The 17126-nt window shown below is 32.7% G+C and carries 16 protein-coding genes; 12 read left to right on the top strand and 4 right to left on the bottom strand.

Annotated elements, in window-relative coordinates; all coding sequences use genetic code 11:
• The first annotated feature begins 275 nt into the window (after positions 1–275).
• The 6 genes from J0N78_RS17920 to J0N78_RS17895 all read left to right on the top strand — a co-directional run bounded on the left by J0N78_RS17920 (position 276) and on the right by J0N78_RS17895 (position 10474).
• Positions 276–3506: a helicase-related protein gene (locus tag J0N78_RS17920; protein ID WP_209124476.1), complete on the top strand. Its 3231-nt coding sequence runs from the start codon at positions 276–278 to the stop codon at positions 3504–3506.
• On the top strand, positions 3500–4126 hold the full coding sequence (locus J0N78_RS17915) for a DUF4391 domain-containing protein (protein ID WP_209124475.1): 627 nt from the start codon (positions 3500–3502) through the stop codon (positions 4124–4126). Before J0N78_RS17920 ends, J0N78_RS17915 begins: the two co-directional genes overlap by 7 nt.
• A 17-nt stretch (positions 4127–4143) precedes the next feature.
• Positions 4144–6045, top strand: coding sequence for a site-specific DNA-methyltransferase (locus tag J0N78_RS17910; protein ID WP_247747411.1), 1902 nt, complete (start codon positions 4144–4146; stop codon positions 6043–6045).
• 12 nt (positions 6046–6057) lie between these two features.
• A complete protein-coding gene (locus J0N78_RS17905) occupies positions 6058–9162 on the top strand; it encodes a type III restriction-modification system endonuclease (protein WP_209124473.1) in 3105 nt (1034 codons plus the stop codon).
• Positions 9163–9375: 213 nt separating this feature from the next.
• On the top strand, positions 9376–10062 hold the full coding sequence (locus J0N78_RS17900; RefSeq protein ID WP_209124472.1) for a hypothetical protein: 687 nt from the start codon (positions 9376–9378) through the stop codon (positions 10060–10062).
• A 13-nt stretch (positions 10063–10075) separates the two neighbouring features.
• Positions 10076–10474, top strand: a complete 399-nt coding sequence (locus J0N78_RS17895; RefSeq protein WP_209124471.1) for a hypothetical protein — start codon at positions 10076–10078, stop codon at positions 10472–10474.
• A gap of 56 nt (positions 10475–10530) precedes the next feature.
• On the opposite strand, the gene J0N78_RS17890 is transcribed toward J0N78_RS17895, so the two are convergent.
• From J0N78_RS17890 to J0N78_RS17875, 4 genes are all read right to left on the bottom strand, one after another.
• Positions 10531–10863, bottom strand: a complete 333-nt coding sequence (locus tag J0N78_RS17890; protein WP_209124470.1) for a YolD-like family protein — start codon at positions 10861–10863, stop codon at positions 10531–10533.
• A 105-nt stretch (positions 10864–10968) separates the two neighbouring features.
• The gene (locus J0N78_RS17885) at positions 10969–11199 is read right to left on the bottom strand and encodes a response regulator transcription factor (protein WP_209124469.1); all 231 of its coding nucleotides are present in this window, start codon (positions 11197–11199) and stop codon (positions 10969–10971) included.
• Positions 11200–11652: a response regulator transcription factor gene (locus tag J0N78_RS17880; protein ID WP_209124468.1), complete on the bottom strand. Its 453-nt coding sequence runs from the start codon at positions 11650–11652 to the stop codon at positions 11200–11202.
• A 99-nt stretch (positions 11653–11751) separates the two neighbouring features.
• Positions 11752–12915, bottom strand: coding sequence for a tyrosine-type recombinase/integrase (locus J0N78_RS17875; RefSeq protein ID WP_209124467.1), 1164 nt, complete (start codon positions 12913–12915; stop codon positions 11752–11754).
• 282 nt (positions 12916–13197) lie between these two features.
• Between J0N78_RS17875 and J0N78_RS17870 the strand changes: the two genes are divergently transcribed.
• The 6 genes from J0N78_RS17870 to J0N78_RS17845 all read left to right on the top strand — a co-directional run bounded on the left by J0N78_RS17870 (position 13198) and on the right by J0N78_RS17845 (position 16782).
• Complete coding sequence (locus tag J0N78_RS17870) at positions 13198–13536, top strand: hypothetical protein (protein WP_209124466.1); 339 nt, start codon at positions 13198–13200, stop codon at positions 13534–13536.
• Between the two features lie 122 nt (positions 13537–13658).
• Complete coding sequence (locus J0N78_RS17865; RefSeq protein ID WP_209124465.1) at positions 13659–13895, top strand: hypothetical protein; 237 nt, start codon at positions 13659–13661, stop codon at positions 13893–13895.
• Positions 13896–13898: 3 nt separating this feature from the next.
• Complete coding sequence (locus tag J0N78_RS17860) at positions 13899–14243, top strand: hypothetical protein (RefSeq protein ID WP_209124464.1); 345 nt, start codon at positions 13899–13901, stop codon at positions 14241–14243.
• A 58-nt stretch (positions 14244–14301) separates the two neighbouring features.
• Positions 14302–14535, top strand: a complete 234-nt coding sequence (locus J0N78_RS17855) for a hypothetical protein (RefSeq protein ID WP_209124463.1) — start codon at positions 14302–14304, stop codon at positions 14533–14535.
• A gap of 5 nt (positions 14536–14540) precedes the next feature.
• Positions 14541–15524 carry a helix-turn-helix domain-containing protein gene (locus tag J0N78_RS17850; protein ID WP_209124462.1) on the top strand — a complete coding sequence of 328 codons (984 nt, stop codon included), beginning with the start codon at positions 14541–14543 and terminating at the stop codon, positions 15522–15524.
• A 235-nt stretch (positions 15525–15759) separates the two neighbouring features.
• Positions 15760–16782, top strand: coding sequence for a coiled-coil domain-containing protein (locus J0N78_RS17845; RefSeq protein ID WP_209124461.1), 1023 nt, complete (start codon positions 15760–15762; stop codon positions 16780–16782).
• Positions 16783–17126 lie beyond the last annotated feature (344 nt).

Raw genomic sequence — 17126 nt, 5'->3', positions numbered from 1 at the left:
TTGAACTAAAAAATAGGTATAGAACATTTTTTCTTATTTAACTGTTAATTATTTGGTAAAATAGTAGCATAGTTATTCTTTTAAAAGTTTAAAGTACGGATTTAACAATTTTGATAACAGAGAATATCTTACCTAATAGTAGAGAGATTGTGGAAAAAGGAAAAAAGCCAGAATTAAGACATCGTAGATGGTTTTCTTTTGATATGATAATAGAATAGTAAACTATTTTAATTCGTAATATATACTATTTTTTAATGTGGGGAGGAAAGACCTATATGGAAGTGTTCAATAATACTACTAAAATAGTGAAAGATGATTTAGAAAAAGTCATTACACCAGGAAGCCGTATTTCTATTGCAGCAGCTTGTTTTTCAATATATGCATATAAGGAATTAAAGCGACAATTAAGTAATATTGATTCCTTGCGTTTTATCTTTACTTCCCCAACATTTGTCACCGAAAAATCTCCAAAGGAAAAACGCGAATTTTATATTCCTCGATTACAAAGAGAAACGAGCCTTTATGGTACTGAATTTGAAGTGAAATTAAGAAATGAGTTGTCGCAAAAAGCAATCGCCAGAGAATGTGCTGACTGGATACGCAAGAAAGTTACCTTTAAGTCAAACTCTACACAAGATAGTATGGGTGGATTCTTCAATGTCCAAACAGATAATCAACAGTTTACCTATATGCCACTAAACGGATTTACAACAGTTGATATTGGATGTGAGAGAGGTAACAACATCTATAATATGGTGAATAAATTTGAAGCACCATTTAGCAGTGAATATGTTCGACTCTTCGATAATATTTGGAATGATGAGGGCCGATTACAAGATGTTACCGAAGAAGTAATTCAATACATATCTGCTGTTTATCAAGAAAACTCACCGGAACTTATTTATTTTATGACACTTTATAATATATTTAGTGAATTTCTTGAGGATATTTCAGAAGATGTACTCCCCAACGAAGCAACTGGTTTTAAAGAGAGTCTGATCTGGAACAAACTGTATAACTTTCAGAAAGATTCTGCTTTAGCAATCATAAATAAACTTGAACAGTATAATGGTTGTATTCTAGCGGACAGTGTTGGTCTTGGAAAAACATTTACTGCACTTGGAGTTATCAAATACTATGAAAATCGTAATAAAAATGTCCTTGTACTTTGTCCTAAAAAACTCAAAGATAACTGGATGACTTATAGAGGTAATTTAATCAATAATCCTCTTGCAAAAGACCGTCTCCGTTATGATGTGCTCTTTCATACTGATTTATCCCGTGAACGGGGGGATTCTGTAATTGGCTTGCCACTGGATCGCATCAATTGGGGAAACTACGATTTAGTAGTGATTGATGAATCTCATAACTTCCGCAACGGTGGTGCAACTTCAGGAGAATTCGATGAGAAAGAAAATCGTTATTTAAAATTACTCAATAAGGTTATTCGACCTGGTGTGAAAACGAAAGTTTTAATGCTTTCTGCCACTCCTGTTAACAACCGTTTTAATGATCTTCGAAATCAACTTGCATTAGCCTATGAAGGTAATTCAGAGCTGCTAAACGAAAAACTTAACACAAAAACTGATATTGATACGATTTTTCGCCAAGCACAGAAAGTCTATAATGCTTGGAGTAAACAGACTCCTGAACGTCGTACAACGGATTCTTTACTTAAACAATTAAGTTTTGATTTTTTTGAGGTTTTGGATAGTGTAACTATTGCACGTTCAAGAAAGCACATTCAGCGTTATTATGATACTTCTGAAATTGGTACTTTCCCGGAACGAAATGAACCAATTTCGAAACGTCCAAAGTTGACAACGTTGAATAATGCTATTAACTATGAACAAATTTATGAACACTTATCTGAATTGAATTTATCTATTTACACTCCTACTAACTATATTCTTGCAAGCAGGTTAAGTAATTATATCGATTTGGATTCGGAAGAAAGTAAACGTTTATCCCAAAGTGGACGAGAGGAAGGAATTCGTCGTTTAATGAGTATCAATCTGCTTAAACGAATGGAGAGTTCAGTTCATTCCTTCAAATTGACAGTAAAACGCATTTATGAGCAAATAAACGAAACGATAAACACAATAAAAGAATTTCGTTCTAATACTGAAATTACTGTAAGGGATATTGATTATGATGATTTGGATTTAGATGATCAAAACATAGACATTTTTCGAGTTGGGAGAAAATTTAGAATAGACATCAATGATATGGATTACCTATCATGGCAGCGTGATTTAGAGGCTGATAAGGAATTACTTGAATTGTTGATACTTATGATTGAAGATATTACTCCAAAATATGATTCTAAACTAAACGAACTATTGAAAGTCATAGAAAATAAAATCAATAATCCTATTAACCCGGGGAATAAAAAAGTTATTATTTTCACTGCTTTTTCTGATACAGCAGAATATTTATACGAAAATGTAAGTAATTATGTCAAAAATAAATTTGGATTAAATAGTGCGTTAATCACGGGATCAATTGAAGGTAAAACCACCATTCAAAAGTTCCCAAATGATATGAACACAATTTTGACCTGTTTTTCCCCGGTTTCAAAGGGAAAAGAATTGGTAATGCCGAACGATAAAAACAACATTGACATTTTAATTGCTACAGATTGTATTTCTGAAGGTCAAAATCTACAGGATTGTGATTACTGTATCAATTATGATATTCACTGGAACCCAGTACGCATTATCCAACGTTTCGGCCGAGTTGACCGCATAGGAAGTAAGAATTCGGTTATTCAACTGGTAAACTTCTGGCCAGATATAACGTTAGATGACTATATTAACTTGAAGAGCCGTGTGGAATCAAGAATGCGAATATCTGTTATGACATCGACAGGTGATGATGATTACATAAATCAAGAAGAAAATGGAGATTTAGTCTACCGTCGCCAACAGTTGGAAAAACTTCAGAATGAAGTTGTTGATCTTGAGGAAATGACTACTGGTATTTCAATTATGGATTTGGGTCTGAATGAGTTTAGAATGGATTTACTTGCATATATAAAAGAACATCCAAATCTGGAACGAACTCCATATGGTATTCATGCTGTGGTTCGTGGTGAAAAGCCTGGTGTAATCTTCATATTAAAAAATGTGAATAGGTTAGGAGATTCCGAAAGTCATAATCGGCTTCATCCATTTTATATTGTTTATATTGGTGATGATGGTGAGATTATTATAAATCATCTTGAACCTAAAGCAATACTTGATATGATGCGATATCTTTCTCGGGACAAAAAAGAGCCAGATATTGAGGCCTGCCAATTCTTTAATCGTGAAACAAGAGATGGAAGAAAGATGGACCGCATATCTAATTTGCTTCAACATGCAATTTCGTCCATTATTACCGTTAAAGAGGAGAGTGATTTGGATAGTTTTTTTGGTGATGGACAGACGACATTTTTGACGGAAAACATTTCTGGACTTGATGACTTTGATCTAATTTGTTTTATGGTGGTGTTAGAATGCTAACATTTCCAAGCAAAACAACTGTAGGAAGAATCATGCCAAAAGAGGCATTTTATAAACGACTTACACTTAAAGGTGATGTTCGAGACAAATTTGTATCAGATGTAAGACGCATAGTATTGGAGTACAAACTGGCACCAGATACTTTAAACGTTGAGAAGGGTAAGGAAATATCCGAAATTCTCGTACTTTCCATTGATTTGAAAAAAAAGGAGATGGACTTTCGGATCGTTGAAAATATAGCACGCCAAAATGCTCATAAATTGATCTTCCTTTTAAAATTCCAAGAACATGGACAATTGGCTATCTATTATAACAAACTTTATAAAACCAAGTGGATGCCATTAGAGAACATGAAACTGGATGCTAAAGGTCTTAATCTTGATACCATTTGGGAGGAATTTATCGAACAAATTGCTTTGGAAGAAGAAAAGGTTTCTCATAACAAGAGTCTTTCTGTTGATGAAAGGTTAGAGAAACAGGAAATTATTCTTAAACTACAAAAGGAAATCGATAGATTAGAACGTATCTCTCGAAAAGAAAAACAACCTAAAAAGAAATTTGAACAATTTACTCAACTTCAGAGAATGAAGAAAAAATTAGCTGAAGAAAAAGGGGAATAAATATGGGAAAATTGAAAATGCATTCCTTGGATAAAGTAGATGAAAATATAAAAAAAATCGGGGAACTATTTCCGAACACTTTAACAGAAGTTATTAAAGGTTATAGGGAAGATGGTTCCCCTATTCTTGAAAATGCCATTGATTTTGATGTACTGAGACAAGAACTTTCAAATATTTTAGTAGAAGGCCCTGAGGAAAGGTACCAATTTACATGGCCGGACAAGAAAAAATCGATATTACTGGCCAATGCTCCAATCGGCAAAACACTTCGTCCTTATCGGGATGAAAGTGTGGATTTTGATAGTACTGAGAACCTGTACATCGAAGGAGATAATTTGGAAGCCCTTAAGCTGTTACAAGAAACCTATCTTGGTAAGGTAAATGTAATCTATATTGACCCTCCATACAATACTGGTAATGACTTTGTTTATGAGGATGACTTTGTACAAAATACAGATGAGTACTTGGCTAACAGTGGGCAATTTGATGAAGAAGGAAATCGACTTGTGCCTAACCTTGAAAGTAATGGTCGATTTCATACAGATTGGTTGAATATGATTTACCCTCGACTAAGGCTAGCGAAGGATTTGTTAAGTGATGATGGTGTAATTTTTATTAGTATTGATGATAATGAAGTTGATAATCTAGTTAAGTGTTGTAGAGAAATTTTCGGTGGATCCAATTACATAGCCACTTTTCCTTGGAGAAAACGGACAGCTAAATCGGATGTTCCTTTTGGTATTTCCCAGGATTATGAGTGGATTATTGCATGTGCAAAATCAAAGGATTTCATCGGTTGTGTTAAAGGTAAAGAAAGAAGATATTATGAAACACCTGATTTACCAAATAGACCTTGGAGAATTCATGACTTAACAAAACAAACAAGTGCCAGTGAACGTCCAAAAAGCAATTTTACAATGATAAACCCAAAAACTGGTGAGCAATATCCAGCTAATCCTAATAGAACATGGGCTATAACAATTGATACTTTTCAAAAATATTATGATGAGAAAAGAATAGTATTTCCGGGTGACTATGATTTTCTAAATATATCAAAACCAGCTTTTCGATATTTTAAAGAGGATGATGAGAAAAAAGCTGGAAAGTACTTTGGAACTAAACCAGTAAGCACAAGATTTCCTGAAGATATTGGAATGTCACTTGATGGAACAAAAGAAATTTCCGATATTTTTGGTGGAAAGGTTTTTAGCTTTCCAAAGCCAACTATGCTAATAAAATTTTTGCTTAACGCCTCTACTATGCTAAATAAAGATTCTGTAATTCTTGATTTCTTTTCTGGTTCCTCAACGACTGCTCATGCAGTAATGCAGTTAAACGCTGAGGATGGGGGAAATAGAAAATTTATTATGATTCAAATACCAGAGGAAACAGATGAAAAATCGGCAGCTTTTAAAGAAGGATACAAAAATATTAGTGAAATTGGAAAAGAACGTATTAGACGTGTAGGGAAAAAAATACAAAAAGAAAACCCAGAAGTCGCGGATAAATTGGATTTCGGTTTTCGCGTTTTAAAAGTGGATACCACAAACATGCAGGATGTTTTCTATAACCCTTCCGAGTATTCACAAGAGGACCTGTTTGACCATGAGGACAACATAAAACCGGATCGTACACCTGAAGACTTATTGTTCCAGGTTATGTTGGATTTAGGGGTATTACTATCAAGTAAAATTGAGGAAACGGAAATTGGTGGTAAAAAGGTGTTTGACGTGGCAGATGGTTATCTAATCGCTTGTTTTGATAGTAATGTGAATGGGGATGTAATTACTGAAATTGCGAAAAGGAAGCCTTATTATGCTGTATTCCGTGACAGCAGTATGGCAAGTGACAGTGTTGCAACAAATTTTGAACAAATTTTTGAAACATATAGCCCTACTACCGTAAGAAAGGTTCTGTAGAGGAGGTTCACAATGAAGTTTAAATTTAAAGTTCAACAATATCAAACCGACGCTGTTAACAGTGCTGTGAATGTATTTGCGGGACAACCTTTCAACAATAGTGTGAGCTATGTCCGAGATTTAGGAATAAAAGAAGAAAAGCAATATTATCAAACAACTTTGTTTTCTGATCCAGAAGGGATAGAAGAAGATGAAACAACAGGATTTAAAAATTCTGGTATTGCTTTATCAAGTGAACAATTGCTTTTAAATATTCGAAATATGCAGGCTCGTAATAACATAAAGCAGTCAGAAAGTTTAGTTAGCCATCTAGGAAAATGTAGTTTAGATGTAGAAATGGAGACCGGAACAGGTAAAACCTATGTTTACATAAAGACTATCTTTGAATTAAATCAAAAATACGGTTGGAATAAATTTATTGTAGTTGTTCCTTCTATTGCAATTCGTGAAGGTGTAAAGAAGACATTTGAAATCACACAAGAACATTTTATGGAGCATTACGGTAAGAAGACTCGTTTCTTTATCTATAACAGTAAAAATCTTACTGAACTAGATCATTTTAGTTCCGATGCTGGAATAAATGTTATGATAATCAACATTCAGGCATTTAATACTTCGATGAAAGAAGGTGCTAGAAGTAAAGAGGCACGTCGAATATACGAAAAATTAGATGAATTCGGCAGTCGTAGACCTATTGATGTAATCAAAGCAAATCGTCCAATACTCATTTTGGACGAGCCACAAAAGATGGGTGGGGATAAGACCCAGAAGGCTTTGGAGAATTTCAATCCTTTATTTTGCTTAAATTACTCTGCTACACATGCTCATCAGCATAATTTAGTGTATGTTTTAGATGCAGTAGATGCCTACAACAAACGTTTGGTAAAAAAAATAGAAGTTAAAGGATTTGAGGTTAAAAATTTTCGAGGTACAGATAAATATTTGTATCTTGAAAATATTATTATATCTCCTAGCAAGCCTCCAATGGCCAGAATTGAGTTGGAGATAAAATATCAAAAGTCTATTAACCGTGAAACTCGAATCCTTGGTGTTGACGATAACCTTTATTCGGTATCTAATGATATGGAACAGTACAGAGGGTTCCATATCAGCGAAATTGATCCAGTACGTGGTACAGTAACCTTCACCAATGGAGAGGTAATATCACGAGGTGAAGTTGTTGGAGATGTATCAGAAAGGGATATGCGTCGTATTCAGATACGTGAAACGATTATTTCCCATTTTGAAAAAGAAAAACAACTGTTTGAACTCGGAATTAAAACACTTTCCCTATTCTTTATTGATGAAGTAGCCAAGTATCGTGTCTATAACGAGGAAGGTGAAGAAGTCAACTCTGAATACGGAGAAATGTTTGAACAAGAGTATATAAGTATTCTAAATAATTATATTACCCTTGAAGATACGCCATATTCCCGGTATTTAAATAGTATTGATCCAAAGGCAACCCATACGGGATATTTCAGTATCGATAAACAAGGACGTAAAGTAGATAGTCCTACTAAAAGAGGCAGCGACGAGAGTGATGATATATCTGCCTATGATTTGATACTAAAAAATAAAGAACGTCTTCTTGACTTTAAAGAACCTGTTCGTTTCATCTTTTCACATTCTGCATTACGCGAAGGTTGGGATAATCCTAACGTTTTCCAAATTTGTACATTAAAGCATGGAGGAATTAGTCCGACACAAAAGCGTCAAGAAGTAGGTCGTGGTCTGCGCCTTTGTGTCAATCAAAATGGAGAACGTATGGATCTTGAAAAATGCGGTAGTTCTATACATTCAATAAATTTACTAACTGTTATTGCTAGTGAAGGATATAGAAATTTCGTAGCTGATTTACAAACAGGCATAAAAGAAGCACTTTATGATCGTCCTTCTAAAGCAACACAGGAGTATTTTACAGGTAAGACAATTATTGTCGAAGAACAACCTGTGGTGCTAGACGTCACACATGCAAAGGCTATCTACCGTTATTTGCTTAAAAATGATTATATCGACGACAATGATAATGTAACTGAAGATTATCGAAATGATTTAGAAAATAACTGTCTAGCTCCTCTACCTGAAACACTTACACCTTTAGGGGAAGGTGTGCACACTTTAATACAAAGTGTTTTTGATGAAAGTGTTTTAAAAGAAATGGTAGATAATGGCCATAATACTAAGATTGAAGAAAACCCCCTTAATGACAATTTTTTTAAAAAGGAATTTCAAACATTATGGGGATATATTAACCATCAGTACGCTTATACTGTAGAATTTGAAAGTGAAGAACTGATTCAGAAAGCTATCAAACACATTAACGAAAAAATGTTTGTCACCAAACTCCAATACACGGTAATTTCTGGTCAGCAAGTTGCCGATTTAGATGAAAATGCAGTTGGTCGTGGAGATAGTTTCAATCAAGATAATACAAGAACAGAAACCCTTCGACACGCAGAGACAAGCCAAATCAAATATGACTTGGTAGGAAAAATTGCTGAAGGAACTACCCTTACCCGACGCACAATTGTTAAAATTTTGTCTGGTATTCAAAATCATATATTTGCAATGTTTAAACATAATCCAGAAGAATTTATCACCAAAGCCATTCGGTTGATAAAAGAACAAAAGGCTACAATGATAGTTGAACATATTTCCTACGACCAAATTGAAAAGCAGTATGACAGTAGTATTTTTACAGCTGGTAAAGGTTCTGTTGATTTTACAAAAGCGTTCCGAGCAAAAAAACATGTTCAGGATTTTGTTTTTACCGACGGATTGGCAGAAAAAAGTGTAGAACGACGTTTTGCCGAAGATATGGATATGGCTGAAGAAGTTTGTGTGTATGCAAAATTGCCAAAAGGTTTTGCAATTCCTACGCCTGTAGGTAGCTACTCACCAGACTGGGCAATTGCTTTCAATAAAGGGTCTGTCAAACACATATATTTTATTGCTGAGACAAAGGGGACTATGGAAAGTCTCAATCTTCGTCCAATTGAGCAAGCTAAAATTGCATGTGCAAAGCGACTCTTTAATCAAATATCGACAAGTAAAGTTAAATACCATGATGTAGACAGTTACCAAAGCTTACTAAATATTATGGGTAAGTTGTAATTGATAATAGTCTAATTATTTTTTTGCTAGAAACCGACACATACTCTGTGGTCGGTTTTTTATATTAACGATTTCTTTCCAACTGTTGACATCACAAATTAATTATTTTGTGTAACTGAATATATCGACAGTACACGAGGTTAAACAGTATTAAACTACTATTTGGAAATATTTGATATAATTATAGTAACAATTTCTTATGGAGGGATTTATATGGGTAAACGTGGGATTATGCAACACGGGTTATTCAAAACGTTTTTAACACGGGGCAAATTTAAATCCGTATTTAAACCGTTAATATATAAAAAAGAGGACCACGTACATTCTGACTTTTTAAACGCTTTTTTACCAACAGTAAACGGACTTAACCTAGATGATAATCAATTACGTTTTGTAGCGTATTGGTTATATATTGTACCTAAAGAACTGTTTGAAGAGGTATTTATTGCGAATGAAAACGGTGAATACTATTTAACTGCCGTAAAAGAATCAGATTTAAAGAACGGTCATTTATGTGCGTACTATACGCAAGCCTTTGTATTATGGTATTTAGAACAGATATTAAAAAATAGTGAAGAGTTTGGTAATATCGTAGGAATAAGCATAGAAGACTTTGAGTACGTAATAACAAAGTTTTACGGTGCTAAAAATTTAACTATGCAGTATTTAGATGAAATTAGAACGCAGTTTGACCTTCCAACTATGCAAGTAGATCCTAGGGACTGGGGCATAATTTACGTCCATAACATATATGACTTGCTAATAAACGATGAACAAGTAAAATATAACTCTATTAACAAATGGGATAAAGATATAATCGAAAAAAATAACTTTATAGCGTTTATTGCTCAGTTTTTTGCGGATAAAAAAGAACAATCACTTATAATAATGAATAATTAACGGGGGTGGCGATATGACACCGATACAAAAGGCATCATATTATTTCGTTATTATTAATTCCGTACTAGCTAACGTATTTTATTTTATGTTTCTAAACGATGACCCTTATACGTTAGGTACTATATTAACCGTTTTGAAAGTAACAGGGATAACCATTGGCTTACACTTATACATAGTAATCTTTCACGGTTTTTTACAACAAATCGTACCACGTAAAGAGCCAATATTAATACGTAATGAAACGCCTGCTTTTATGGATTCTGAACACTTTTACTATGACAGAAACCACGAAATACACTTAGCGGAAAATGCACCTCCAGAGTTAGTAGCAGAGGTAAAACAATATATTAAGGATTACAACGAGTGGTTAGCTGAATGGCAACACAATAAACATAAGGTTTCGAGAGATTGAAAGTATAAAGCACTATTTAGACTTTAATTAAAGGAGCATCGGTTAATGATGCTCCTTTAATTAAATCTAATATCAATAATATCTCTCATTTTTAATATGTACTTTTCTTCAAATTTATCCAGGACTCTAAATTCTTTCTTTATAGGATCTAAGTAGTGTATATGACCGATTAAGATTTTATGCTCCCCATTCTTGTAGTAAACTAAACAGAGTTCACTGTTATTTTCCATCGCTTCACAAACGATTTCATTCATTTCTTCTAATTTTTGAATATCCAATTCTACACGAGGTTTACGATTTTGTTCCTTTTCTACTTCTTTTAGCATCCTTTTATGTTCAGGTAGAAATGCTGCCGGTTGCCATTTTACAATTCCACGATCTTTAAACATGAACAACACACCATTCATTATTTTATTATTCAATATTATATACGAATGTATGTTCCTTTTTCAATGAAAATAAAAACTGACTAATGTTTAGTCAGCAGAAAAGGGCTAGTCAATGGTTATAATTCCAATTTTAATTGAAATGGGGATAATAGCTGTACGGTTATCAGCATTCAGCTTTAACATTATTTTACTCATATGATTTTTTAAAGTTCTTGGAGAAATAAACAACCTTTTAGAAATCTCATCATAACTACCACCATATGTTATCAAATCTTCAAGGACTTCAATTTCTCTATTTGATAATAGATGTTTTTTTGCAACTTCCTTATTTAACATTTAATTCGCGTTTCTGTTTGAACCAGGTATTTTCCGGTACGATTCCAGTAATACTTTTTGATACACAGTACTAAGATATGATTTATATTGTTTCATAATTTTTAACGCATCTATAAGTGGATCACTTTTGCCATCATGTAATCCAGTAACACCTGCACTAATAAGTTGATGAATCTTGTCTATTTCACTTTCTACATTTACTACACAAAGCTGAGTGTCTTCAGAAATTTTCTTTACATCGTGTACATAATTTAGTGTATCGGTTAATGTAAGTCCATCTTCATCATTAATTACCTTAACCAAAATTTCAGGTTGGCTTTTTTCTAATATATTTAAGCTTTCATCATAATTATTTTCAATCCCTATTATTTTTAACTCGTCGTTATCTAGGGAATGTTCGTCAAAATTGTTTTGAGTATCGAGAATTAGAACAGAATTCTCTTGAATGTCCATTTAAAACACGCCCTATTCATTTCTCTTCTTTTTTCTATTTTCACTAATTTGGATAAAACTTGTGCTGGAATAATTTCCTATTTTATTCAAAAAATTAAATTAAAATTTTGATTCATCCCACAATAAAGCAACATTATTTTCTTTTTTCATGTAACGTTCTAAATACACTTTTGTTGTTTCAATTGATTCATGACCGAGAGTTTGTTGGATTCTAAATATATCAGCTCCATTTTGAGCACTATATATAGCAAAGTAATGCCTAAAATGGTGTGGCCCGATTTTACCAGAATGCTTTATAACATTTGTTTTTTCTATAATATCAGTTATATAGTTAGATAAGTATTTAGGTGAATAAGGTTTCATTTTATTGGTAGTAAAAAGAGGACTGTGATCAGTATGATTTAAGACCGTGTTTAACCCTCTTCGCTTTCTAAAAGCGATTATCCGTTCAAAGACATTATTGAAAATTAAAAGTTCTCTTGGTTTATTTCCTTTACCAATCACCTTTAACCAATACTTACCGTTATAAGCGTCATAATATAAATCGGAAAACTTGCTGTTAGCAATCTCAGCGACACGGGCTCCAGTCGTTGCAAGGACAGATAACAAAGCGTAATTAATCGTGTGTGATTTATAATAATCGAGAAGTTGAGAAACTTGATCATAAGAAAGTTCACGATTGGGTCGATCCCATTCTCTTAAATTCGTACTTGCTAAATCAAGTGTCACATCTTCATTCAAATATCCCTCTCTATACAACCATATTAAAAAAGATTTTATAACAACCGTTTTCCAACTTAATGTAGCTGCAGAGTATTTTCCTCCGTTTCTTCCTAAGGGTGCATTTTTCAACCACTCTTGGTATCTCCTTATGTGTCTTTTTCGTAATAACTTAAATAATGAGGTTTCTTGATAATCATTTACGTCAGAACGAATTTCATCCGAAAATTCATTAATCCTTTTGTAAAATTGTAGCAACTCACGAATGTAATCCTTCCGAGTATCTCTATTTCTGTTTTTCTTTTCATCGGTATCTTTAGGTCTATGTACGAAATAATAAATTAATTCAATATCTGAGAACCACTGGAAAGAAGGGTAACCTTCTTTTTCATTTTCTTCTTTTTCATATTGCAGTTCTTCGAACCGATTGTTTTTAGATAGCTTATTTATTACTTCTGTTTTATTGCTATCTAACTTTGAAATAATCTTTTCAAAGTCTTTTGTATCTCTTTGTAAATTTGATGAACTTATTATTAAAGACATAGTTATTCTCCTTTCATTTAGTAATAAGTTAATCATCATAAAGTTAGTAAACATAACTAATTTCTCTAAAACTTATTATACATGAAGGTTAGGATAGTTGTGTGGTCAACTGTAAGAATACTTTATTCTTCCATTATCCTATTAACGTATACAACTTTATAAAAAGTTAGTAAATTGTCTATGTTTATGTTAACATAAACATAGTTAGTAATACTATTGTTATAATGTAATAACTTAACAAAAGATTTCTTAGTTGGTAAAATGAAAAGGAGAGGACTATTTATGAAAAAAGAAATGTGTAATGTATGTCAAAAGGAATTTGATGCAGAAGTACTGATTAAAATGGGTTCGCTTTTTGATGATTCTATTACCTATACTTGTGAACAGTGTTTTTCAGAAGGCGGGGAACACGAACCTGTAGGTGAAGGAAGATCCCAGGCTAAAATGATGAAGTTTAATGTGGTTGTTAATGATGAAAAACCAATAGAAGTTGTATCTACCTCAAAAGATAAAGCTTTTACATTAGCACAAATCCTTGATGAATTTAACAACCTTGTATTGAGAAGTATTGAGTTAAATGAAGAAGTACATATAACTGTGAGTCCGGCTGAAGGGGCGTAATAGAACTGCTTTTAAAGATTTCAAAGGAAGTTAACGTGAACAAAAGTATGATGATTAACTTATCTAAGACCAATTAAGCATTGGTCTTTTTGTCAAAATAACATCGTAAAGGAGAGCGCAAAATGAAAAAGTTTTTAGTAATAAAAAGAACGGATAATGCTGATTACTTCCATTCTGTTATTAAAGCGGAGTCTTTAGATAATGCTGCTGAAATTTTCGAAGAATCAAGTGAATATGACCATTTAACCACTTATTTCATCTATCCTCTAGTCGATTATTCATTTAATGAAAATAATCGTATTATTGTACCACCAAATACAAAAATGAAAATAATCCGTGCCTTTAAATTGGGAGATTAGTTAATGGAAAAGAAAAACGTTAAACAGCTTGATATTTTCTCTATGAACATTGAACCAAAGGAACCTACCGAAAAGGCAAAAGAGCCAGAGAGAGAAAATATTGAGGTAGATGAAGTCGTAATTCAACTTGATAGTTTAGATGAACAATTTCAAGTGAAGGATTTTGTTGAAATTATACGCACTAAAAATAAAGTAGATCCTAGTGATGAATTATATGTATCTGAATTTATCGGCAAAAAAGGAACAATTGTTGAAATTGAGAAAAAAAGCAATCCCATTGCCTATTGGGTTGACTTTGGTAAAAGTAGAGGGATTTTCTATGCCAGTGATATGAGATTTATTAGATAAAAAAAGAGCGCATCATTAGTGAAGTGCAATCTTTATTCAAGAGGAAGAGAGAGAAACCATGAAATTGTTGACTTACTATGAAGCAATGGACCGCTTAGTTGAATTATATGAAAAATATATTCACGTTGAGAGTCAAATCGAAATTCAGAAGGAACACCCAGAGGTTTTAAGGCAACTACTGAAAGAAAAAAAGAGGTTGCTGTCTGAAATTAAACCTTTATCTGGAGAACCTCTATCTACTATCAAAGAGATGGTGGAAGACCATAAATCTTCTCGCACGAATTGGAGGTAATAAACATGGAAAGTGATAAAAAAAGGCTAACGACAGGTGATGTAGCCAAACTATTAGAGGTTACAGAACATACAGTATATAACTATATTAAGCAAAATAAGATTGTACCTTTTAATAAAGATACTTGGCATTGGGATGGGCAATATTTCTTTTATGAAGAGGATATTAATGTAGATACTTTAGTTGAAAAGAAACCAGGTAAAACTACTGGAGAGGTTGCTAAAGAATTAGGTGTTTCGCAAACCACAGTATTAAAGTATATAAATAGTGGTGAACTAGAAGCTACGTTACAATCTTATAAAGGGCGCGATATGTACTTTATAGCTGATGATGAAGTAAAGCGGTTTATAGAGAATTATTCTAAGCAGAAGAAATATGAGAAGAAATCGTTTTATTCAAAGGAAACTGGGTATTGCTTATTTCAATTGTTTTTTAATTCTAAATTAAATAAAGTTGCAAGGATAAAAGAAATCAGTAATGAAGGAATCATAGCTCTTACGGAAGATGGAAGAACAGTAGAAATAAATGAACTAAAATCAGAAGGTTTTAATCCTGCCTACATTATAGAAGAAGGGAAATATAATACGAAAAAAGGTCATGCAAAATTCCGTTTTACGAAACCTAGACAAATAAAATCAACTACCTATAAAATCATTGATCTATTTTATCAAAGTGCTGGCCCTTTAAATATTCGATTATTTGAAGAAGAAGATATGATTGAAATCGAGATTAAACCAACTCTTATCGAAATTGACCGACAAGAATTTATGGATGAAATCAACATGCTGCAACAAAGTTTAATTGAGGGAAATGTATCCATAAGACATAATGGTGTTTTAATCGATTCTGATTTAGAAGTTTTACAATTATATCTACCATCTGACCTTAAAGCAGAAATAAAGAAAAGAGCCGAACGTCAAAACATTACAATGGATGAGTTGATGTTAGAAGTAGTGAGGAAAGAATTTCAAAGGGATTATGAAAAATGATCACATATTTTTATGTGATTATTTTTTTATCTTAAGTTTAAGAATTTTACCTTTTGGTAAACCTTAATTTTAGGTAAACCTATATATACGTAAGGATTTATGTTCATAAGTCTCTTATTTTGTTTTACAAAAGGTTTACCTTAAATATTTAAAAATGCCTAAATAAGTGTTATTATATAACCATTAATAATGAAAAGGTAAACCATATTTATAAAAATAGAAAGGTGCGGTAAACTTGGCTGAACAAAGGCTTTGGCAAGCTAAATTAGATGAAGAACAGTACGGAGAGGTCGAGTCACTATTTGAACAAGCTCTTGCAGAAGGTAAGGTAGAAAATAAGAAAGATTTCCAATTAAAACTTGTTCAAATGTGGAAAATGTCCCGCTTAAAAGAAGGGAAGGGTTTACCTAAAATAGACCCTTTAATTGTTGGCAAATATTCAGGAGATATTTCACGTTTAGAAAGTTTAACAAGTCAAATAGATAAGCTATTTATTGGTTTGCTTGAACACTTTACCAGTGAACAAACAACAACAACAAAGGAATTTGAAAAGAAGACTGCTGAATTAATGGCTGAAATAGAAAAACTCCAACAAGAACGTGACCTTGCTTATGAAGGTCGAAAACTAGCATTAGAAGATAAGAAGGAGTCTGATGTTGCTAAAGAAAAAGCCATTAGTGAAAAGGAAAGTATGCAGCAACACCTTAATGACGTAGAGAGAAGTATTGAATTGGAACGGAAAACCCATGAACAAGCAACCACTTCATTAAATAAGGATCTAGAACACGAGCAAGAACGTAGTCGGCTAAAAGACCAACAAATAGCAAATTTGCATGGTGAACTTCAAGAATCTAAAGAGTTAATTGCTGAGAATAAAGAAATTGCAGATAAGTTAAGAGAAAGAGAAAATGAAATTATTAGGATTAAACAAGAACATGAATATGATTTAAAAGAAAAGCTCTTAATGAAAGAAACAGACTTGCGTAATGAATTTAACCAAAAGTTGAGTGAAGAACGAAAAGATATTCGGAAAGAAGCTAAGCAAGAAGCCTGGGAAGTGTGTAATGCCAAACTTGAGAACTTAAAGGATACTCACAAAATTGAAATTGAAAATTTGAAAAATCGTTATGAAAATGAGATTGAAATGTTAAAAAAGGATATTAATAAAATTAAAAATGACAATAAAGAGGATATAGCTAATTTAAAAAGAGAATATGAAAATAAAATTAACTCTTTACAAAATAAACCTAAAAAATAGAAGATTGTTTGGGTGACACCTTATAAAATTTGATACCACTTAAATAAGAAACTATGGATTGTCTAGTAGAGAAGTATTATAATAAGTAGAGATATTTATACGGTCAATGGGAACTCCCCAGTAAGCAAGGCAGATACCTGTCTTTGTTTGTTGGGGAGTTTTTTGTATCCGTTAGGCAAGGGGGGGAAACAATGTCTATTTTTGGATTTTTAATTTCGTTACTTGGTTTGTTTTTAATAACATTCACATTGATTTGGATGTATAACCCAAAAACTATTAAACGCCAATCGATAATATATACTCAACTTTTTGGCTGTACGTTGATTAGCTTAGGTTTATCTATA

Source organism: Alkalihalobacillus sp. BA299 (assembly GCF_017745675.1).
Lineage (GTDB): Bacteria > Bacillota > Bacilli > Bacillales > Bacillaceae_F > Alkalihalobacterium.
The sequence above is the reverse complement of the archived record's forward strand: the minus strand, read 5'-3'. Positions and strand labels throughout refer to the sequence as shown.